Origin of the sequence: Streptococcus sp. DD04 (genome assembly GCF_001578725.1) — a bacterium.
Taxonomy (GTDB): Bacteria; Bacillota; Bacilli; order Lactobacillales; family Streptococcaceae; genus Streptococcus; species Streptococcus sinensis.
The window spans coordinates 571,876-591,709 of record NZ_KQ968976.1; the positions used below are offsets into that span (position 1 = coordinate 571,876).

Annotated in this window: 16 protein-coding genes and 2 pseudogenes; 4 read left to right on the top strand and 14 right to left on the bottom strand. The window is 42.2% G+C overall.

The genetic code is table 11. The features are described from left to right. Positions 1-27: 27 nt before the first annotated feature. The 14 genes and pseudogenes from greA to STRDD04_RS02870 all read right to left on the bottom strand — a co-directional run bounded on the left by greA (position 28) and on the right by STRDD04_RS02870 (position 14,996). Positions 28-510: a transcription elongation factor GreA gene (greA, locus tag STRDD04_RS02800; protein ID WP_037614661.1), complete on the bottom strand. Its 483-nt coding sequence runs from the start codon at positions 508-510 to the stop codon at positions 28-30. 78 nt (positions 511-588) lie between these two features. Then, positions 589-2,265: an endolytic transglycosylase MltG gene (gene mltG / locus STRDD04_RS02805; RefSeq protein ID WP_231853871.1), complete on the bottom strand. Its 1,677-nt coding sequence runs from the start codon at positions 2,263-2,265 to the stop codon at positions 589-591. Between the two features lie 76 nt (positions 2,266-2,341). Further along, the gene (locus STRDD04_RS02810) at positions 2,342-2,848 is read right to left on the bottom strand and encodes a GNAT family N-acetyltransferase (RefSeq protein ID WP_062199149.1); all 507 of its coding nucleotides are present in this window, start codon (positions 2,846-2,848) and stop codon (positions 2,342-2,344) included. Beyond that, positions 2,845-3,362, bottom strand: a pseudogene (locus STRDD04_RS02815) (GNAT family N-acetyltransferase). The gene STRDD04_RS02810 and the pseudogene STRDD04_RS02815 overlap by 4 nt, the downstream one beginning before the upstream one ends. Before the next feature lie 9 nt (positions 3,363-3,371). After that, the gene (gene murC / locus STRDD04_RS02820; RefSeq protein WP_062199152.1) at positions 3,372-4,706 is read right to left on the bottom strand and encodes a UDP-N-acetylmuramate--L-alanine ligase; all 1,335 of its coding nucleotides are present in this window, start codon (positions 4,704-4,706) and stop codon (positions 3,372-3,374) included. Positions 4,707-4,714: 8 nt separating this feature from the next. Next, positions 4,715-5,380: a divisome accessory protein ZapJ gene (locus STRDD04_RS02825; RefSeq protein WP_062199153.1), complete on the bottom strand. Its 666-nt coding sequence runs from the start codon at positions 5,378-5,380 to the stop codon at positions 4,715-4,717. A 43-nt stretch (positions 5,381-5,423) separates the two neighbouring features. Beyond that, positions 5,424-8,537: a pilus expression-regulating Snf2 family helicase gene (locus STRDD04_RS02830; RefSeq protein ID WP_062199155.1), complete on the bottom strand. Its 3,114-nt coding sequence runs from the start codon at positions 8,535-8,537 to the stop codon at positions 5,424-5,426. A 443-nt stretch (positions 8,538-8,980) separates the two neighbouring features. Beyond that, positions 8,981-10,291 (bottom strand): ribosome biogenesis GTPase Der, encoded by a 1,311-nt coding sequence (gene der / locus STRDD04_RS02840; RefSeq protein WP_062199159.1) that lies wholly within the window; start codon positions 10,289-10,291, stop codon positions 8,981-8,983. A gap of 17 nt (positions 10,292-10,308) precedes the next feature. Further along, on the bottom strand, positions 10,309-11,025 hold the full coding sequence (locus tag STRDD04_RS02845) for an NADPH-dependent oxidoreductase (protein ID WP_062199162.1): 717 nt from the start codon (positions 11,023-11,025) through the stop codon (positions 10,309-10,311). Beyond that, complete coding sequence (gene dnaI, locus STRDD04_RS02850) at positions 11,022-11,921, bottom strand: primosomal protein DnaI (protein WP_062199164.1); 900 nt, start codon at positions 11,919-11,921, stop codon at positions 11,022-11,024. The genes STRDD04_RS02845 and dnaI overlap by 4 nt, the downstream gene beginning before the upstream one ends. After that, positions 11,922-13,070 carry a replication initiation and membrane attachment family protein gene (locus STRDD04_RS02855; RefSeq protein ID WP_062199166.1) on the bottom strand — a complete coding sequence of 383 codons (1,149 nt, stop codon included), beginning with the start codon at positions 13,068-13,070 and terminating at the stop codon, positions 11,922-11,924. Continuing rightward, positions 13,071-13,544 carry a transcriptional regulator NrdR gene (gene nrdR, locus STRDD04_RS02860; RefSeq protein ID WP_037614692.1) on the bottom strand — a complete coding sequence of 158 codons (474 nt, stop codon included), beginning with the start codon at positions 13,542-13,544 and terminating at the stop codon, positions 13,071-13,073. Between the two features lie 227 nt (positions 13,545-13,771). Then, complete coding sequence (locus STRDD04_RS02865) at positions 13,772-14,626, bottom strand: bifunctional methylenetetrahydrofolate dehydrogenase/methenyltetrahydrofolate cyclohydrolase (protein ID WP_062199168.1); 855 nt, start codon at positions 14,624-14,626, stop codon at positions 13,772-13,774. Between the two features lie 139 nt (positions 14,627-14,765). Further along, positions 14,766-14,996, bottom strand: coding sequence for a DUF1797 family protein (locus STRDD04_RS02870; RefSeq protein ID WP_037614573.1), 231 nt, complete (start codon positions 14,994-14,996; stop codon positions 14,766-14,768). Positions 14,997-15,241: 245 nt separating this feature from the next. On the opposite strand from STRDD04_RS02870, the gene STRDD04_RS02875 reads away from it, so the two are divergent. From STRDD04_RS02875 to STRDD04_RS11670, 4 genes and pseudogenes are all read left to right on the top strand, one after another. Next, the gene (locus STRDD04_RS02875; protein WP_062199170.1) at positions 15,242-17,527 is read left to right on the top strand and encodes an ATP-dependent Clp protease ATP-binding subunit; all 2,286 of its coding nucleotides are present in this window, start codon (positions 15,242-15,244) and stop codon (positions 17,525-17,527) included. A 509-nt stretch (positions 17,528-18,036) separates the two neighbouring features. Beyond that, positions 18,037-18,486 (top strand): NUDIX hydrolase, encoded by a 450-nt coding sequence (locus STRDD04_RS02880; protein WP_037614568.1) that lies wholly within the window; start codon positions 18,037-18,039, stop codon positions 18,484-18,486. A 68-nt stretch (positions 18,487-18,554) separates the two neighbouring features. Continuing rightward, positions 18,555-18,857, top strand: coding sequence for a DUF1827 family protein (locus STRDD04_RS02885; RefSeq protein ID WP_037614566.1), 303 nt, complete (start codon positions 18,555-18,557; stop codon positions 18,855-18,857). 430 nt (positions 18,858-19,287) lie between these two features. Then, positions 19,288-19,679, top strand: a pseudogene (locus STRDD04_RS11670) (transposase); the annotation flags it as partial. Positions 19,680-19,834 lie beyond the last annotated feature (155 nt).

Genomic DNA, 19,834 nt, shown 5'->3' on the forward strand with positions numbered 1-19,834 from the left:
GTTGACAAAGAGCCTTTTCAAATTCATTTAGACTGTTTTTTCAACTTTTAAGATTTTAACATCATAGCTGCCAACTGGTGTTTCAACCGTTGCAGTGTCACCGGTTTTCTTACCAATCAGAGCTTGGCCAATTGGACTTTCATTTGAAACTTTACCAGCAAAAGCATCTGCTCCAGCAGAACCAACAATGATATAAACCTCTTCTTCTGTTTCACCGACTTCTTGAATGGTAACTGTTTTCCCGATAGCAACTTCATCCTTGGCAACTGCATCACTATCTACAATCACAGCATAGCGAATTTTAGTCTCAAGACTTGAAATCTGACCTTCCACAAAGGCTTGTTCATCTTTCGCTGCTTCGTATTCACTGTTTTCTGACAAGTCCCCATAAGAACGAGCAATTTTAATGCGCTCTACCACTTCTGGACGTCGGACCAATTTTAATTCTTCTAATTCTTTTTCTAATTTTTCCTTTTCCGCAAGGGTCATCGGATACGTTTTTTCAGCCATAATTTTTTCTCTTTTCTTTTATTTTTTAATAAAACAAAATTATGTGGAAAACCACATAATTTTGTTAGAACTGTCGCTTTATTGGGTTAGCTTGCTATTGACATGTTCTTCTACATTCTTAGCATGTTCTTCGTATGTGTTTGCAAAGTAGACAACACCTGTTTCCACGTTGGCTACAAAGTAAAGATAGTCTGTCTTACTTGGGTTAATTGTAGCTTCTAAGGCGGAGAGGCTTGGGCTATCTACTGGTCCAGGCATCAGACCTTGATTCTTATAAACATTGTATGAAGAATCAATATTGGTATCAATCTCAGCATCTTCTTTGAGAGTCGTCTTTTTTCCAAGCTTTCCTTGAGCATAAAGGAGCGCAATATTACTTTGAAGCGGCATTGCTTGGTTCAAACGATTATAAAAGACACTGGCAATATCTTTACGATCCTGGTCAGTTGAACCCTCTTTTTCAACCAGTGAAGCGAGAGTTAATACTTCATTGACAGTCAGGTTTTTGGACTCAATCGTTGAGTAATACTGCGACAAATTCGTATTCATGGCAGCCAACATTTGGTCAATCAGTTCCTCAACTGTAGTTTCCTTCCCATATTCATAAGTAGCTGGGAAGAGATAGCCTTCCAAACGGTACTTGACTCCACTGTCCTTTCCAGGAAGAGTTGCTAAGAGTTGCGGATATTTGGCAAGCATTTTCGCAATAAAGTCCTCATCTTGAACTTTATTTAAGAAATCTTCCTTGCTAAATGGTGTCTTAGCATTCTTTTTTGAAGTTGCAGCTGCATTGGCAGTGACCGTCTCCGCAATCTGCTCAAGCGTATAGCCTTCCGGAATGGTAATTTTCCCAAGAACTGGTGGCTGTGGCGTTTCCGTACCACCTTCTTGTAGCTGCTTAGCAATAGAGTCTAAGTCCATGCTCTTTTGTAGATTATAATAACCAGATTGGTAATTGCCGTAACTTCTGATTTTTGAATAAAGATTAAAAACTTGAGCGTTCTTAATCAGGCCATTCTTTTCAAGAATTTCACCGATTTCTTTAGAGCTTGATCCAGCTGGAATTTCGACTGTAACGTACTCCGTAGAATTTGCATCAATCGGTTTCAGAGCAGAAGAGAAATAGTTGTAGCCAACAAAACCTGTAACCCCAACACCTATCAGAACGATAAGTAGAACAGTTAGAACAATATTCCGTGCCACCTTGTTCTGACGCTTCTTTTTCTTTGTATTTCTTGCCCGATCGGCACGAGATAGATTTTCGCTTATCTTTTGAGCTGGCTCTTCTTCTACTTGAGGCTCAGGAGCTGCTTCTCCTGAAACTTTATAAGACACTGGCACCTTTGAAGAAGTCATTGATTCACCATCACGTGTTTCAGGCTCGGCAACTTTAACTTCCTGAGCATCCGCAGCTTGTGCTTCTGTGTTCAAATTAGCTATCAGGCTCTCCAGTATCATTGTTTGGCCATCTTCAGCTTTTTCCTCTTCCGAAGTTTCTGTGTTTACCAGACTATCAACTGCAGGTGTTTCTTCAGAAATCTCCGCTAAAGCTTTATGAGAAGCCTCAACAGATGAAAGAAGGGATTCAATGTTTTCGGTGAGCACTGCTTCTTTATTGTCAGCTGCTGGTTCTAAGTCCGAAGACTGTCCTTCTCCACCAGCCCCTGCCAATTCTTTTAGAATCTGTTCCTTAAAGCTCAGATTTTTCTCTTTATCTTGTGAATTTTCAGTCAAAAACTTGACCTCCTTGTTCATAATCCTTAATATTATATCTTAAAACCTTGATAAATGCAATATTATTCGGATTTCAGAACCTATTTATTGTTACAGTTTAATGACAGTTTGACTGAGGATTTTCCCAGACCATATCATACCAAACTTCACCAGCATAGGTTGACTTTGACTGCCCTTCATTGACGAAGTCATGTCTTTCATAATAAGCCGTCAGATAATCATGGCAGGTCAGATTGATGCCGTGGCGTTCATCTGCAATAGCAATTTCCTTCATAGCTTCCAGCAAGGCTCTTCCTACACCCAAGCCTTGTGCTTCTTTCGAAATAGACAGACTGGTAAGAGAGATAAAGCCGCCGTCGATAGAATAGCAGTCCTCTATCTCCAGTGTGAAAGAAACATCATGCAAGTGTCGTTCTGGTCGAATGGGTCCCTCTAAATAGCCCAGAATCTTGCCATTTTTTTCCGCAACCAAAAATGTCGTGGAAATCGTTTCAATATGCTTTGCCAATATCTCACGACTAATAGCTTCTTCTGGACTGAAATTCTCCAGTTCAATTCTATGAATCGCATCCAAGTCTGCTAGACTTGCTTGACGGATAATCATTGTCTCTCCTTAAAGTCGGGATTGTCCCAAACCATATCAAACCAAGGGGCTCCGCTGTGGAAAGATTGGGAAATGCCTTCATCGCCAAAACCATTCATCTCATAATAAGAGATAAGCTCATCATGACAGATTAGGCTGATGCCTTGCCGGTTTTGCTGAACAGCCGTCTCCTTGAGAGCCGCCAAGAGCAGAGTTCCCATACCCTGACGCTGGAAATCTGGATGGACAGACAGGCTTCGGATGGCAATAAAGCCACCAGTTGGAGGATTGGCTGTCACTCTGGTAAAGAGGATATCAGTTAGATGACGCGAGACAAGGACAGGACCAACGACATATCCCACTATTTGCCCATTGAGCTCTGCAATCAGAAAGGTATCTGCAATCAGTTGAATCCGCTCTTTCAGCGCTCCCGGACTAGCTGCCTCTTCTTTAGAAAAATTCAAATTCTCAAAATATGAACAACTTCTTCCCAGTCGCTCAACTGGGCTTGCCTAATCTTGGTGTATACTTCCACAGTTACAGCCTATTGGACATTGTTAGCCAGATTAGACAGGAGACGCTCAAAGGAATATTCATAAGTCTGGATGTCACCAGCTCCCATAAAGACATAAACTGCGTTGCTGTGGTCAAGAAGCGGAGAAACATTATCCACATCAATGACCTTGGCCCGCTTGACAATCTTTTCAGCTAGATCCTCGACCTTAACATCGCCATTGTCTACCTCACGCGCAGATCCATAAATCTGAGCTAGATAGACCGCGTCAGCCTGATTGAGGGCTTCTGCAAATTCGTCCAAGAGAGCAATAGTCCGAGTGAAGGTGTGCGGCTGAAAGATTGCCACGATTTCCTTGCTTGGATACTTCTGACGAGCTGCATCCAGAGTCGCAATAATTTCTGTCGGATGGTGGGCAAAGTCATCAATGATGACTGTTTCGTTGACAATCTTCTCTGTAAAGCGACGCTTGACTCCGCCAAAGGATTTCAAATGCTCGCGAACTAAATTCAAGTCAAAGCCAGCAATATAAAGGAGCCCAATCACAGCTGTTGCGTTCATGATATTGTGGCGGCCAAAGCTCGGAATTTGGAATTCGCCCAGTTCCTGCCCGCGGAAGGAAACTTTAAAGATGGAACCGCTAGTCGAACGCAACAAATCATGCGCGACAAAATCATTGCTCTCTTTCTGGAATCCATAATAGTAAATCGGTGCATTGGATGTTATCCGACGCAGCTGCTCATCTTCTCCATAGATAAAGAGCCCCTTAGTGATTTGCTTGGCATAATCATTGAACGCATTAAAGACATCTTCCAAGCCAGTAAAATAATCCGGATGGTCAAAGTCAATATTGGTAATGATCGAATATTCTGGATGATAAGGCATGAAATGGCGCTCGTACTCGTCTGACTCAAAGACAAAATACTTAGCATTGGCCGATCCACGACCTGTACCATCTCCAATCAGATAGCTAGTATCCGTAATATTGGACAGAACATGGGAGAGAATACCCGTTGTAGAGGTCTTCCCGTGGGCACCAGCCACTCCCAAGCTGACAAAGTCACGCATAAAGCCACCTAAAAATTCATGGTAGCGTTTGTAGCCGATACCGTTAGCATCTGCGTAAGCAATTTCTACATTGTTATCTGGACGAAAGGCATTGCCAGCAATGATTTCATAGTCTGGCTGGACATTCTTTTCATCAAAAGGCAGGATGGAAATGCCAGCCTGCTCCAGACCGCGCTGAGTGAAATAATATTTATCAACATCGCTGCCCTGAACCTTATGGCCCATTTGGTGCAGCATCAATGCTAAAGCGCTCATACCAGAGCCCTTAATCCCGATAAAATGATAGGTTTTCGTCATGATAGCTTTTACTCCTTATCTAATTTGGTCAAGTTCAATTCTTGAGCCATTCTATGTTTCTTGTGCTCTTCCTGAGGATTGCTTTGCTTATAGACTTGACTGTTCTTCAAAAAATCATAGGTATTTTTCTTAGGTTTTTCCTTGAATTTTTGAGTCTTAGGTCTGTAATCAGGCTTAATCTCTGCTAAAATATAGGATTCTTGTTTGAGTTTATTTCCAAATTTAGCAAACTCTCCCGCAGCATTTTTCTGGAAAGTTGCAGTCGGCTTTGGCTGCTCCGTGGTCGAATGAGCAACAGCCGAAACTTTCCTATTCCGAATCTTATTGGGAATTTCACTGGTCAAATAAGGAGCCGAGCGTTTCTTTTTCAAATCAGCTCTAGCTTCTTCACGCGCCTGCTCAGCATAGCGAATAGCTGGATCACTTTTATCAATTGGTCTTTTAAAATCTTGAAAATTAGCCTGTTTTTTAACTGGTCCTTTGACAGTTAGGTTGGCAGCAGCTGGTGCATACTTGCTAGAATCAACAATCGGCACCCACTCTAAATAGTTACGGTCTGTATAGTCCCCAATAATATTGCTGATGAGGTCCAATTCATCATACAAATTCATGTGTGGCATCTCTGTCAGCATGATTTCATCATCAGCAACTAGAGGAAATTGTTTATCAGTCATTTTGATTTTCCTTTCAACTCTTCATTATTATAAACTATTCAAACTATTTTTCAAGCGATTCTGGTGAAATTCCGAGAATTTCTCGAATTTCCTCCAGCGAAAGACTAGAGCGTGCTTCTGCCCCATCCAGAATAGTTGAAACCAGATTTCGTTTAGTCTCCTGCAATTCCTGGATTTTTTCTTCAATGGTTCCCCTTGTAATCAGCCGATAAACTTCGACATTGCGTTCCTGTCCGATACGATGGGCCCGGCCGATGGCCTGAGCTTCTACCGCTGGATTCCACCAGAGGTCCACCAAAATAACGGTATCTGCACCAGTCAGGTTGAGACCGACACCGCCGGCCTTGAGGGAAATCAGAAAGGCTGACCGTTCTCCTTGGTTAAAAGCCGTTGTCATCTCCTGACGATCTTTTGCAGGGGTTGAGCCCGTGATTTTGAAGGATTCCATCCCCATCTGATCCAGCTCGGCCTCGATGATATCCAACATTCCACGGAATTGTGAAAATATCAGAACACGATGATTGCCGTCTTGGATCTGCTCCAGCAGCTCACGCAAACTCTCCAGCTTACCGCTTTCCCCATCGTAATCCTCCATAAATAACTTAGGTGTGTCACAAATTTGACGGAGCCGCATAAGACCTGACAAGATTTCAATTTTACTGCGATTGATTTCCTCCTCCGTTGCATGGAGAATTCGCTCCTGCATTTGCTTGAGCAGGGCTAGATAAATCGTTTTCTGGCTGTCTGCTAGTTCGTTACGGTAAGAAACCTCAATCAAATCAGGAAGTTCCTGCAAGACTTCTTCTTTTTTACGCCTCATAACAAAGGGTTTGATATAGCGCGCAACCGTTTCTGCCGACATCTTCAAAAAAGCTTTCTTGGCCGGTAACAAGCCCGGAAGGACAATCTGGAAAATAGACCAGAGCTCGCCGAGATGATTTTCAATCGGCGTGCCAGACAAGGCATAAGTCCGCTCCACCTCAAATGCTCTCAAATATTGAGCAATCTTGCTCTGGTCATTTTTCATGACCTGTGCTTCGTCCAATATCAAATAGTCAAAATGAAGCCCCTGATACTCTTCAACATCTTGTCTGAAAGAAGCATAGCTGGTAATCGTAATCTGATGATTTTCTGCAATCGCAGCATCTCGAGCATTTTTCAGTCCATACACAACGGCAACATCTAGCTTTGGGGCAAATTTGGCAAACTCATCACTCCAGTTATAAATCAGGCTCGACGGTGCCAATATCAAGACTTTCTTAGACTTGATCAAATGAGCAGCTAGGAAAGAAATGGTCTGAAGAGTCTTCCCCAAGCCCATGTCATCGGCTAGAATACCGCCGAATCCATATTTATTCAGCATGGATAGCCATTTTACACCCGTCTCTTGATAATCCCGAAGCTCAGCCTGAACTTTCAGCTCAGGCAGAGGAAAATCCTCGGGGTGGGTCAAATCATAAGCCAGCTGGCGAAAATCTTCCGATAAGTCAACTCTTTCCTGATCTTTGAACAATTCAGAGAGTTGGTAGGCGACCAGACTATGCGTTTGGATAACCCCATTTTTAGAATGTTTGCTTCGCAATTGTTGCAAGGTCTGGCTGATTCGCTTACTATTCTCATCAAAAATCAAGACCTGACCCGTCTTGCTGATAAAATAATCCTTTTTATTCATCAGCGAATCTAGAACATCATCCACTTCAGACTGATCAATACCAGTAAAATCAAAGCCAATATCCAAGAGACCACCGTTCATACCGACGGAAACTCTCGGAGGTTCTGTGTGGGACAAGGCTTGCAACTTATCTGACAGGTGGACATTGCCCAGTGCTCTAAAACGCGGAATCAAAACGGAGAAGAAACGGTAAATTTCTTCTGGTCGCAAAGGCGGACGCTGGCTGATAAACTCATCTGCAAAACCCGCCTCCAGCATTTCTTTAAAAACCTGCTGTTCTCGCTCAAAATTGCTAGCAAAAGGCAGGTTTCTTAGTCCCTCACGACTGGTTACGGTCTGACTGCCATAATCAAAGACAAGAGCCAGTAATACTTGCTTGTCCGCCCCCAAATTAAATTCGAAATCCACGGTAAAGTCATGAATGAGCAGACGCTCAGGTGCTGTCACACGGCCAACTTTTTTAAACTCGACCAAACTCACTGCCAGTTTGGACTGCTCAGATACATCAAATTGCAGGCGCTTTACTCGTTCCTGCTCAATCGGCAGTTCCTGTAAAGCCTTGATTAATTTGGTCTGCTGAGCCGTCAGTTGATAGAATGTCTGATTATGAAAGATAAATTGACCCCCATAGAGAATCTTATAATTCTTTTCTGATATCAGTAGCTCAAAATAGTTTTCACGCTCTTGCACCTCAAACTGATAAATCTCCGCCTCTTCATGCAAGTCCTGAAAAAATACCTCCGAATAATCATAGAAGCTATATTCCAAACGAAATGACGTGAGATTCATCAAGCGAGTCACACCTTCTTCAAAAAGACTGGCTGGAAAATAGAGGTGCCGCCCTGCATTGGGAAAGACTAGCGAAGAATCCTGCCCCTTATAATCCGATGCCAAGCCCCGTAAGAATTCTAGCAAATCTTGACTGGCCTCATCAAAATTCTCTATGCGGATGGGCTCATAATAACTCTTTCCAATCTGATAATGGCCGCCCTTGTCCAAGGTTCTCAAAAAGGACAAAATATCACGTACCACATAAGAACGCTCATCTGGCAGTCGACTGATCCGCAGACTCCATAAGAATTGTCCTGTGTAAGTATCTTCCTGACCGGTCGCCGATAGCTCATAGCAGATTTGCTGCCCGGATTTATCTGGCAAAATCTTATCCAAAAAAAGACTGCCAAAAGAGACTAACTTCTGGGTTTCCTGACTGGATGACTCCTTTTCTTCCATCTTTTCTAGTAGGTCTTTGCCAGCCGCATCATTTTTCAGAAAATATTCTAAGGCAGCCAGATGGACACAATACTTCTTCTTTTGAAAAAAATCACAGGAGCAGAAAACTGCCTCATCATCTAGACTATAGCGTAGATTGTATTGATCCACGCGCGTGTACAAAAAGGAATCCTTGACTTCAAGAATTTCAACCTTTTTGCTGTCACAGAGCGCAATCCCTTCTGTTCGAATTTTACCAGGAATTAATTTAGCCATAATTACCACCTAACGTTTATCCTTTTATTATACCATATTTTGAACACAATAAGAAAAAGCAAGCATCAACTTGCTTTCTTTATGTAGAGAATGCCTATGTCTAATCACTCATTTACTTTTTGGATATGTGATACTCCACCTCAGACTTTGGTAGAAGCGGATACCAAGCTTGATAAGATTGCGCATATCCACTTAAAGACTGGTACTACTCGTTCTTTTTTCACACAGTTCAATCTGGCTTTTCCGATAAGGAGAGGAAGCATCCAAGTAGGTTTTATATACGTCCTAAAAGGCTTCTCTTTTAAAAAATCCCTCAGCTTCAAAATGGTTTATTTCATCACTGGCAGCAACTGAATTAGATATAACTTGTTCCTATCTGGATTTACTAGCTGGTGAAACTAGAACCCACCTAAAAAAACTCAGACTTGATTCGCTTAAAGCTCCTACTTCCGCTTCCTTGCAATCAAGTGAATCGGTGTTCCTTCAAAGACAAAGGCCTTGCGGATTTGATTTTCCAAGAAACGCAGGTAAGAGAAATGCATCAGCTCTTCTTCGTTGACAAAGATGACAAAAGTTGGCGGTTTAGTCGCAACCTGAGTCGCATAAAAAATCTTGAGGCGCTTGCCCTTGTCGGTCGGCGTTGGATTGATGGCAATAGCATCCATGATGACATCATTGAGCACCGCTGATGGAATACGGGTGTTTTGGCTTTGACTGATTTGCTTAATCATGTCCGGCAGCTTATGGAGACGCTGCTTGGTCAGGGCAGAAACAAAGATAATTGGCGCATAAGATAGGTACTGGAACTGGTCACGAATATCTGCTTCCCAGTCTTTCATGGTGTGGTTGTCTTTTTCCAGCGTATCCCACTTATTGACGACGATGATCATTCCTTTTCCAGCTTCATGGGCAAAGCCAGCGATTCGCTTGTCGTACTCACGAATTCCTTCTTCAGCATTAAGCACCATCAAAACGACATCTGAGCGGTCAATGGCTCGCATCGCCCGCATGACAGAGTATTTCTCTGTATTTTCATAGACCTTACCTGACTTGCGCATACCAGCCGTGTCGATCATGGTAAATTCCTGACCTTCACTGTCTGTAAAGACCGTATCAATAGCGTCACGCGTAGTACCAGCCACTGGACTGGCAATGACCCGGTCTTCACCCAAGATGGCATTGATCAAGCTAGACTTACCGACATTGGGACGGCCAATCAAGCTAAACTTGATCATATCAGGATTTTCAACCACTTCCTCGTGAGGAAGATTTTCGACGATAGCGTCCAGAACATCTCCTGTACCAATCCCATGGACAGAAGAGACTGGGAAAGGGTCGCCCAAGCCCAAAGCATAGAAATCATAGATTTCATTGCGCATCTCGGGATTATCCACCTTATTAACCGCTAAAATGACCGGCTTATGGGTCTTGTAAAGCATCCGAGCGACATATTCGTCCGCATCCGTGATTCCTTCCTTACCAGACACGACAAAAACAATGACATCAGCCTCGTCCATGGCAATCTCAGCTTGGTGCTTGATTTGCTCCATAAAAGGCGCATCAACATCGTCAATTCCGCCCGTATCAATGATACTAAACTTACGATTAAGCCAATCTGCCGTCGCATAAATCCGGTCTCGGGTGACTCCTTCCACGTCTTCGACAATGGAAATTCGCTCACCAGCAATCCGATTAAAAAGCGTTGACTTGCCGACATTGGGACGGCCGACAATGGCAATAGTTGGTAAAGCCATTACTTACCTCTCTTATTCTAGTTTAATAATTTCTTCTCTTTCAAGATATCTTGACTGGCCAAATTAGGCTTTTGACCAAATTGAGCCGCTAGACGCTGACTCCAGGTATCCTGAGCTCTCTCTCCAGCATAATCAGCCTGAACGCGGTCATAGGCCTCAATGGCAGAGCTTCCCTGCTCTTGGTAACTTTCTTCAAAAACAACAGCTTCATAAGGCAGACGCGGTTTAACCGCATGGTTCTGATTGGGTTTCCCCAAAGCCATGCCAAAGACTGGATAGGTGTAATCTGGCAGCTTTAACAGCTCTGCTATTTCTTTAGAAACATAGCGAGCCAAACCAATAATGACACCACCATAGCCCATGCTCTCAGCAGCCAAAAGGGTATTTTGACCCGCCAAGGCTGCGTCAACAGAAGTTATGAGAAGATTTTCTATGCCCTCTGAGTAAAAATCTTCTGTATGTAACCGAACGCCTTTTTCTGCTCGATTAAGGTCACCGACAAAAAGCAGAAAGGCTGAAGCCTGGAGGATAGCTTTCTGGGGCACTAGCTCAAAAAGAGCCTCTTTTTTCTCCTGACTGCGTATCACAATGATGGAATAAGATTGAAAATTTTTCCAACTAGAAGCTGCCCGTCCAGCATTGATAATCATTTTCAACTCTTCATCTGAAATCTGCTCCTCTGTAAAACGACGAACAGAGGTATGGGATAACATCAAATCAATTGTTTCATTCATCTACGATTCTCTCCTTCTAGGCGAACCTCCTGAGCCAGATAGCGAATTCGTTCCATGACCCGCTTGGCCTGCCAAGTCTCATCCCCATTTCTCGCGGTGGCAAAATGTCGCTCTAAATCCACAAAACTAAAATTAGAAGTAAAGAAAGTTGGCAGATTTTCCTGCATACGATGCTGGAGAATAACTTGCAGAATCTCATCCCGCATCCAAGGGCTGGACTGTTCAGCTCCAATATCATCCAGAATCAAGACCTGAGCCACTTTGACATCGTCAATTTTTTCTTTGACTTGACCAGAACTAATGGCGTTTTTGACGTCCAAAACAAAGCTAGGATAGTGTAGCAGAGTAGTAGATACGCCCCGTTTTTCTGACAAATCATGAGCCAGAGCCGCCATCATATAGCTTTTACCAACACCAAAATCTCCATAAAGATAGATAGCCTTTTGGTAGCTTGGATAATCCGCTACAAAATTAGTCAAGAGTTCAAAAGCCTGATAGCGGCCTATATCATCCAAGTCAACCTGAGCCAAACTGGCTTCCTTAAGACTGGCCGGCAGATTAATCAAATTTAGACGACCACGAATAGCTTCCTGACGTTCCTGCTCAATCAACTCAGGAGTTTCCTCATAAGACACATCTGCATAGCCTTCATTTTTAATCAAAATGGGTTTATAACCCTTGGCAATATAGGCTTCATCCTTGAGCAAAAAACGATTGCGCTCAGTAATATACTGGTTAAATTTGGAAATACTGCGTTGGATTTCAGCCTGCGATAACTGCTCTTGCTGAATAAAGGCAGCTATGTCCGGATCTGCCAGAATTTGCTTGACCAGTTCTTGGTAATCAAACTGCCTAACCTTATTCATGTGAGGCATCGCCTGTCCGACTTTTTCCATTTACTCACCACCTCCTTCCAATTTGGCTAATAGTCTGCGTTTCTGCTCTTCCAGCTCTGCTTGTTTTTCTAGACTGGTTTCATTTTTATAATCAGGATTGCTCCATTTAGGTACATTGCTGGACTTGCGCTTCGGTTCAGTCTGGTTACCAACAGTTTGCTGGTGTCTCTCGCGAATTTTTAGAACAGCTTCCTCAGCAGAAGTCACCTTTTGATAAGCAAAATCATTGGCCACTTTTAAGGCGTATTTTTCGTTAAGATTGGCCGAATCAATCTTGTTAAAGGTTAGAAGTAGGACGAGGTTAATCACTTCATCCAAAAGGCCTAGTTCTGCCATATCTTGTAAGAGTTTTCGCTCAGTCCGAGTAATCGCTGCCTGACGGGTTTTCTTAATTTCGGCTAAAAAAATCAGCGACGTTTGACGTTTGGCTTCTCTAATGATGGACTGTTCCTGCTGACTAAATTTACCGTCAACTGGCTTTTGATTCAGTTTCTGTCGCATACGTTTGGTCGAGATAACCTGAGAAATAGCAGTTTCTCTAGCCAAAAGATAAGTTTCATACCAGGTCCACTTCTTTTGCTCGGCAATGGCAAAAAGTTCTAAGAGATCTTCCTTTTCATCCGCAAAACGTAAATTTTCCTGAGCCATTCGCTGTTTGAAATTTCCTAAATCAAAATCTTTCATTTTTTGAGAGAAATCAAGACGCTCAGCTTCCAAACCAAAGACCTGCACAAATGGTTTTTCAAGCTTCTGTCCCTCAGCCCTGCTAGGTTTCAAGGCATCTGTTGCTGCTTCGCCAATTTTTTTCTCCAAGAGTTTCGTATAGACGTTATGCTGAAAAAAATCATCCGCTACTAGAGGGGCAGAAAGGCGAATGTAATAATGCTCTTCCTTCTGATAAAGAGCTAGGAGCTCCATAGCCGCTAGACGCTCTAAAGCATTTTCTAAAACATCCATGCCAAAATCCAGATGATTGAGAATATGCCCAAAGAGATGATCCTTTTGCCCATTATCCCAAAAGGCAAGCAGATAGAAATACAGGGTCGCCGCATCTCTGCCAACAATCGGCAAATATAGCCTAGTAAAATTTCCCACATCCTGATGAATCCGATTATTTCGTAAGAAAGAAAAATGACTGTTTGGTTTCATTTATTTTTCCTTTTTCTTTTTGGATCCCTTAGTAATCTGCTTCAATAGACTTTCCAGCTCACCGACATCCTTGAAACTACGATAAACACTGGCAAAACGTACATATGTGATTTCGTCTAATTCTGCCAACTCATCCATGACGAGAGAACCAATATACTCGCTATGAATTTCATTATCACTTTGACTTCGGACCTTTTGTTCAATCCGATTTACAATCGCTTCAATTTCATCGCTGGAAACAGGGCGTTTTTGAGCAGATCGAATAATGCCATTAAAAATTTTATCTCGCGAAAACTGTTCACGTGTCCCATCTTTTTTGACAACTACCAAGGTTCTCTCTTCGACACGCTCATAGGTCGTAAAGCGGTGCTGACATTCTTCGCACTCGCGACGACGACGAATAGTATTTCCATCTTCTGCCTGTCGGCTATCAACTACACTTGACTTACTTCCACCACATTTGGGACACCGCATGACACATCCTCCTAGAATCCTAATACTTCATTATACCATGTTTTGAAAAATAACAAAAGGCAGTTGATTGCTCTATCAAGTTCTAATTCATACTCAAAACCCGCTAATGCTACATAATCGCCCCTCATTACTAACCCCAAATACTTCTCTGTACCGAAATCCATTGTTGCTCAATTTTTCCCATCCAAAAAGCAGCCTGTATCTCTTACAAACTGCTTCAACAGCTACTATTTCTCTAAACTTCTGACAAAGGCTTGATAAGTCTGCTCCATCAGCATAGTAATAGTCATCGGGCCAACACCTCCAGGTACAGGGGTAATCAGACTGGCTATTTCAGCTACTTCATCAAACTTAACATCGCCAATCAGCTTGCCGTTTTCATCTCGGTTCATACCGACGTCGATGACAACAGCCCCCTCCTTGACAAAGTCCTTAGTTACAAAATGTCCTCGTCCAATAGCCACAACTAAAATGTCCGCCTGCTTAGCAGTCTTAGCTAGATTGTGGGTCCTCGAATGTGTCAGTGTTACCGTCGCATTCTTAGCTAAAAGCAGCTGAGCCATGGGCTTACCGACAATATTACTCCGCCCGATGACGACCACTCGCTTACCTTCCAGTTCAACGCCATATTCATGAAACATCTCCATAATACCTGCAGGAGTAGCCGGAATCATAACAGGATGGCCGCTCCATAGTTTGCCCATATTAAGGGGATGGAAGCCATCAACATCCTTGTCTGGATCAATAGCCAACAGCACAGCTTCATCATCAATCTGATCAGGTAAAGGCAGTTGGACTAAAATCCCATGCCAGTCAGGATTTTGATTATAAGTTTCAATCAAGCTCAACAACTCTTCTTGACTGGTCTCTTCCGGTAGACGATCTACCTTACTCCGAAAGCCAGCAGCTAAAGCCGAGCGCTCCTTATTACGCACGTAGATTTGACTGGCTGGATTTTCCCCAACCAAAATAACTACCAAGCCAGGAACCTGCCCTGTTTCTTCTTTGAGTTTCGCTGTTTTTTCTGCTAATTTAGCTTGAAGTTTTTCCGCTAAAGCTTTCCCATCAATAATTCTAGTCATTACTTTCTCATTTCTTTTTCAGTATCTTATCCATTATACCAAAAATCTCCCAGTCGCACTTATACATTTTTCTTATAAAAACTTATAAAAATAACCAGCTATCTTTTAGGATAAAATAAAAAAGCAGGTCTCTGCTTTTTTAGTACAATAATTCATAAATTTCCATTGCAATCAAGTCGATGCTATCGAAAGTGTAGGTCTCACGCGCTGCAACATCACGCAGGGTAAAGACTGGACCGTTTTCTTCGTCGTAGCTGTAAGCTACTTCTGCGACAACAACTCCTTCACGCTCAAAATTACGTTTTAAATTTCCACCATCTTTGGCCATAGCTTCCAAGCGATTGATGATTCTAACTAAATGTGATTCCATTTTATTTCTCCTATTTACTTGGTTCTTTCCTATTTTACCACAAAAAGAAACTGAAATACCAGTAAAAGGGCATCTTTTTCTTATTTTTTCGCCAAAATTCTTGCAAATTCTTCAGTCTCAGCTAGGATTTTATACTTAATTCTTGCAATGTTTTAAAATACTGATATAATGAAATTATAAAAACTTTGACTATTTTTGACCATTTAAAAATAGGCAATTTCGCTTCCTATAGAAAGAGGTAGAACATGCTTTGTCAAAACTGTAAAATCAATGAATCAACCATTCATCTCTATACAAATGTAAATGGAAACAAACAGCAGATTGATCTCTGTCAAAACTGCTACCAAATCATGAAAACTGACCCTAACAACTCTTTACTCGGCGGTCTTTATAACACAAACAATCAAAACATCGATCCTATTGACGATTTCTTTAACAGCCTCAGCAATTTCCAACACCCTCAGGAGCCAAATCCAAATATCCCTCCAACTCAATCAGGAGGAGGTTATGGAGGCGGTGGTTATGGTGGGTCCAGCCGTGGAGGTGGTCAACGTCAGCAAGCTCCGCAAAAACCCAAAGGACTTCTAGAAGAGTTTGGTATCAACGTGACCGAGTTGGCTCGCCGAGGCGAGATAGATCCTGTTATCGGACGTGATGAAGAGATTGTCCGTGTCATCGAAATCCTCAACCGCCGCACCAAGAACAATCCTGTCCTCATTGGAGAGCCCGGAGTCGGAAAAACAGCTGTGGTCGAAGGCCTAGCTCAGAAGATTGTTGATGGTGATGTGCCTCATAAACTCCAAGGCAAGGAAGTCATTCGCCTAGACGTTGTCAGCCTAGTACAGGGGACTGGAATCCGTGGCCAATTTGAAGAGCGGATGCAAAAGCTCATAGATGAGATTCGTTCTCGTCAGGATGTCATTCTCTTTATTGATGAAATCCATGAAATTGTCGGAGCAGGCTCTGCTGGCGATGGCAATATGGACGCTGGGAACATCCTCAAACCAGCGCTGGCTCGCGGAGAACTCCAAATGGTCGGAGCGACTACCCTCAATGAATACCGTATCATCGAGAAAGACGCAGCACTGGAGCGCCGCATGCAGCCCGTCAAGGTAGACGAGCCGACGGTAGAGGAAACCATTACCATCCTCAAAGGGATTCAGAAAAAATACGAAGATTACCATCACGTCAAGTATACAGATGCGGCCATTGAAGCTGCTGCGCTTCTCTCCAACCGCTACATCCAAGACCGCTTCCTGCCAGACAAGGCTATTGACCTTTTGGATGAGGCTGGGTCTAAGATGAATTTGACCCTCAACTTTGTTGATCCTAAGGTTATTGACCAGCGGCTGATTGAGGCCGAAAACCTCAAGGCTCAGGCGACTCGTGACGAAGACTTCGAGAAAGCGGCTTACTTCCGCGACCAGATTGCCAAGTACAAGGAACTCCAGCAGACAAGCGTGCTAGACAAGGATACTCCGATTATCAGCGAGAAAACGATTGAGCACATCGTAGAGCAAAAGACCAATATTCCAGTCGGCGATCTCAAAGAAAAAGAACAGTCTCAACTAGTCAATCTCGCCAGCGACTTAAAAGCCCATGTCATCGGTCAAGACGATGCCGTGGATAAGATTGCCAAAGCCATCCGCCGGAACCGGGTCGGACTCGGAACTCCCAATCGCCCAATCGGCAGCTTCCTCTTTGTTGGACCAACTGGTGTCGGTAAGACTGAGCTGTCTAAGCAATTGGCTATCGAGCTCTTTGGCTCTGCTGACAGCATGATTCGCTTTGATATGAGTGAGTACATGGAAAAACACAGCGTATCTAAACTAGTCGGTGCACCTCCGGGCTACGTCGGTTATAACGAAGCTGGCCAGCTGACAGAACGCGTCCGCCGCAACCCGTATTCGCTCATTCTGCTGGATGAGGTAGAAAAGGCACATCCCGATGTCATGCACATGTTCCTGCAGGTGCTAGATGATGGCCGCCTGACTGATGGTCAAGGTCGGACTGTCAGCTTTAAGGATACGATTATTATCATGACATCCAATGCCGGAACTGGCAAAGCTGAAGCCAGCGTTGGCTTTGGGGCTGCGCGTGAAGGCCGAACCAACTCCGTTCTGGGGGAACTGGGCAACTTCTTCAGTCCTGAGTTTATGAACCGCTTTGACGGCATTATCGAATTTAAGGCACTCAGTAAGGACAACCTGCTGCAAATCGTCAATCTCATGCTGGATGATGTCAATCAACGCTTGGCTAGCAATGACATTCATCTGGAAGTCACCGAAAAAGTCAAGGAAAAACTGGTGGATCTGGGCTACGATCCGAAAATGGGTGCTCGTCCGCTGCGCCGCACCATCCAGGACCATATCGAAGATGCCATTACCGACTTCTATCTAGAAAATCCAAGCGAAAAAGATCTCAAGGCGGTCATGACCAGCAACGGCAAGATCCTCATCAAATCAGCTAAGAAAACTGAAAATCCTACTGATGAACCCAGCAAACCGACAACAGATGAAACCGAGCAATAAAATATAAGAAAAGAAACCCAACTTAGGATTTAAACTAGGTTGGGTTTCTTTATAATAGAATAGATGTAATATTTCTAGGAAACTACTTATTTATATAAAGGCCAAGTCCAATCGTCACCTTTGCAGCATTCGTTTTAAACTCCTGCATATTGTCTGAGATGTAAAATAGTCTATAATTCCCGATGCTAAACAAGTTTCTTGTCAATCTAGTGCCTACACTTTGTGCTTGTCCACCCATCTGAATTTAAATAACAAGCAGCGACTACTAGACAAAATTTTTGTCATTTGGGGCTAATTTTCTTATTATTAATATCTTGTAACTTCAAATATATTTCCAACAAGATAAGAGAATAGTATCTAACTGCTCTTTGAAAGCTTCAAAATAGATTTTACTGGAACTTTCACTCTATTTTCTTATCAAGAAATCAAAAAAAATACTAGTAAAGTCTTGACAGAGGCTCTTCAGTCCTTTATGATAATAGTAAACTTACTAGAGAATGAGGAAAATCATGACACTCCCAACCTTTGGATTAAAAGAAGAAAATGTAGAATATGTGACCCGTTACGGAGTCTATGCTGTTATTCCCGATGAGAATAAAGAAAAAATTATTCTAGTTCAGGCACCGAATGGAGCTTGGTTCCTTCCAGGTGGTAAAATTGAGGATGGCGAAGATCACCTAACAGCTCTCAAACGAGAATTAATCGAAGAACTGGGCTTCACAGCTCAAATTGGAGAATATCTTGGCCAAGCAGATGAATACTTCTATTCCCGACACAGAGACACCCATTTTTATAATCCAGCCTACATCTACGAAACAATTTCCTTCACTGCGATACAAAAACCTGTTGAAGATTTCAACAATCTAGCTTGGTATCCAATCGAAGAAGCAATCAAAAAAGTTAAACGTGGCAGTCATAAATGGGGAATTGAAAAATGGAAAAGCATCCATAAAGCCTAAAGAGAATCGTTCACAATTTTCCAAAAAGATGTTATAATACTAGCAGATACAATGTAGGAGGAAATCGCATGAAGCTTATTAATACAACAAATAGTCACGCCGAACTTGTGAAAAGCCAGCTGGAAAGCACAGACGCGACACTAGTAGAGGTCTATTCAGCAGGAAACAGTGATGTTGTTTTCACACAAGCTCCTCTTCACTATGAAATACTGATTTCAAATACACACCGTGCTATACGAGAACAAGAAATTGAAAAAATTAGAGAATTCTTTTTAAAAAGAAAAATCGATTCTAAAATGATTGACTCATCTGCAATCCGAACTATTTACGCTAATAATCTAATAGAAATCTCAATCCCTGTTAAAGATTGAACTCCCAGATATAGAAGCCTATAAAGCAAAATGACTTATTATCAACTAAAGTGAATGGTCAATTTTAGCATTGAGAGTCTGGGACAAAAGTCCGACCTCAAATATAAAAAGCGAACAAAACTAGTTTTCTGGTAATCAGAATTCTACTTTGTTCGCTTTTCGCATTTAATTATATATTTGAAGGGCTTAATAATTAAGATTTTTAAAAATTGAAATCTTTTTGTCCCAGACTCTTTTTTATATGTTGAGCATTAACTAGAAAATATACTAAATCTGATGTTCTGCAATTTCACAGATACCTATTGTATAATATGTCATATTGTTTTCTAATATTAATGTTAAAAAGCATATCATCATAAGTGCACAATAAAAACTCATAAGATTTTCTAGTAAAATAGAGTTGAATGAACTAGTTACGAAAGGAAATCTTATGAGCTACCACCATTTTACCATAGATGAGCGTGAAATTATTCTGATTTACCGTACAAAAGGACTGAATTTTTCTCAAATCGGAAAATTACTTCATCGTCATCCTTCCAGCATTAGTCGGGAATGGAAACGTCATACTAAACTCCCAACAAAGCACAAGCAGCATATAAACTTGCAAAATCACATTGTGGGCGAAAGAGAAAGCTTGAAATAGATCATCATTTAAGTAATACTGTCAAACACCTTTTTCTCGATCGCCAATGGTCTCCTGAAGAAATAGAAGGCCGGTTATACCTAGAATATGGGAAATCTGTTATTAGTTATCAAACGATTTATAGAGCCATCTATTGCGGTCACTTTGACGACAAGCTTTCACATGGCGCTCGTGGTGTGGGAGGATAAACTAAATAATAGACCACGAAAGTGTCTCAACTGGAAAACGCCTTATGAAGTATTTTATGGTGAAATTGTGCACTTATATTGTATGTTCAAGAGAAAAAAAGTCCCATAAGACCTATAATGAAAAGCAACGAAACCATCATTAAAAA

Excerpts from the sequence above, each read along its gene's own strand:
- mltG (WP_231853871.1), bottom strand. The coding sequence starts at position 2,265 with ATGAACAAGGAGGTCAAGTTTTTGACTGAAAATTCACAAGATAAAGAG.
- STRDD04_RS02870 (WP_037614573.1), bottom strand. The coding sequence starts at position 14,996 with ATGGAATCACATTTAGTTAGAATCATCAATCGCTTGGAAGCTATGGCC.
- STRDD04_RS02845 (WP_062199162.1), bottom strand. The coding sequence starts at position 11,025 with ATGAATGAAACAATTGATTTGATGTTATCCCATACCTCTGTTCGTCGT.
- STRDD04_RS02810 (WP_062199149.1), bottom strand. The coding sequence starts at position 2,848 with ATGATTATCCGTCAAGCAAGTCTAGCAGACTTGGATGCGATTCATAGA.
- dnaI (WP_062199164.1), bottom strand. The coding sequence starts at position 11,921 with ATGGAAAAAGTCGGACAGGCGATGCCTCACATGAATAAGGTTAGGCAG.
- STRDD04_RS02855 (WP_062199166.1), bottom strand. The coding sequence starts at position 13,070 with ATGAAACCAAACAGTCATTTTTCTTTCTTACGAAATAATCGGATTCAT.
- der (WP_062199159.1), bottom strand. The coding sequence starts at position 10,291 with ATGGCTTTACCAACTATTGCCATTGTCGGCCGTCCCAATGTCGGCAAG.
- STRDD04_RS02885 (WP_037614566.1), top strand. The coding sequence starts at position 18,555 with ATGAAGCTTATTAATACAACAAATAGTCACGCCGAACTTGTGAAAAGC.
- STRDD04_RS02875 (WP_062199170.1), top strand. The coding sequence starts at position 15,242 with ATGCTTTGTCAAAACTGTAAAATCAATGAATCAACCATTCATCTCTAT.
- murC (WP_062199152.1), bottom strand. The coding sequence starts at position 4,706 with ATGACGAAAACCTATCATTTTATCGGGATTAAGGGCTCTGGTATGAGC.
- STRDD04_RS02865 (WP_062199168.1), bottom strand. The coding sequence starts at position 14,626 with ATGACTAGAATTATTGATGGGAAAGCTTTAGCGGAAAAACTTCAAGCT.
- STRDD04_RS02880 (WP_037614568.1), top strand. The coding sequence starts at position 18,037 with ATGACACTCCCAACCTTTGGATTAAAAGAAGAAAATGTAGAATATGTG.
- greA (WP_037614661.1), bottom strand. The coding sequence starts at position 510 with ATGGCTGAAAAAACGTATCCGATGACCCTTGCGGAAAAGGAAAAATTA.
- STRDD04_RS02825 (WP_062199153.1), bottom strand. The coding sequence starts at position 5,380 with ATGACTGATAAACAATTTCCTCTAGTTGCTGATGATGAAATCATGCTG.
- nrdR (WP_037614692.1), bottom strand. The coding sequence starts at position 13,544 with ATGCGGTGTCCCAAATGTGGTGGAAGTAAGTCAAGTGTAGTTGATAGC.
- STRDD04_RS02830 (WP_062199155.1), bottom strand. The coding sequence starts at position 8,537 with ATGGCTAAATTAATTCCTGGTAAAATTCGAACAGAAGGGATTGCGCTC.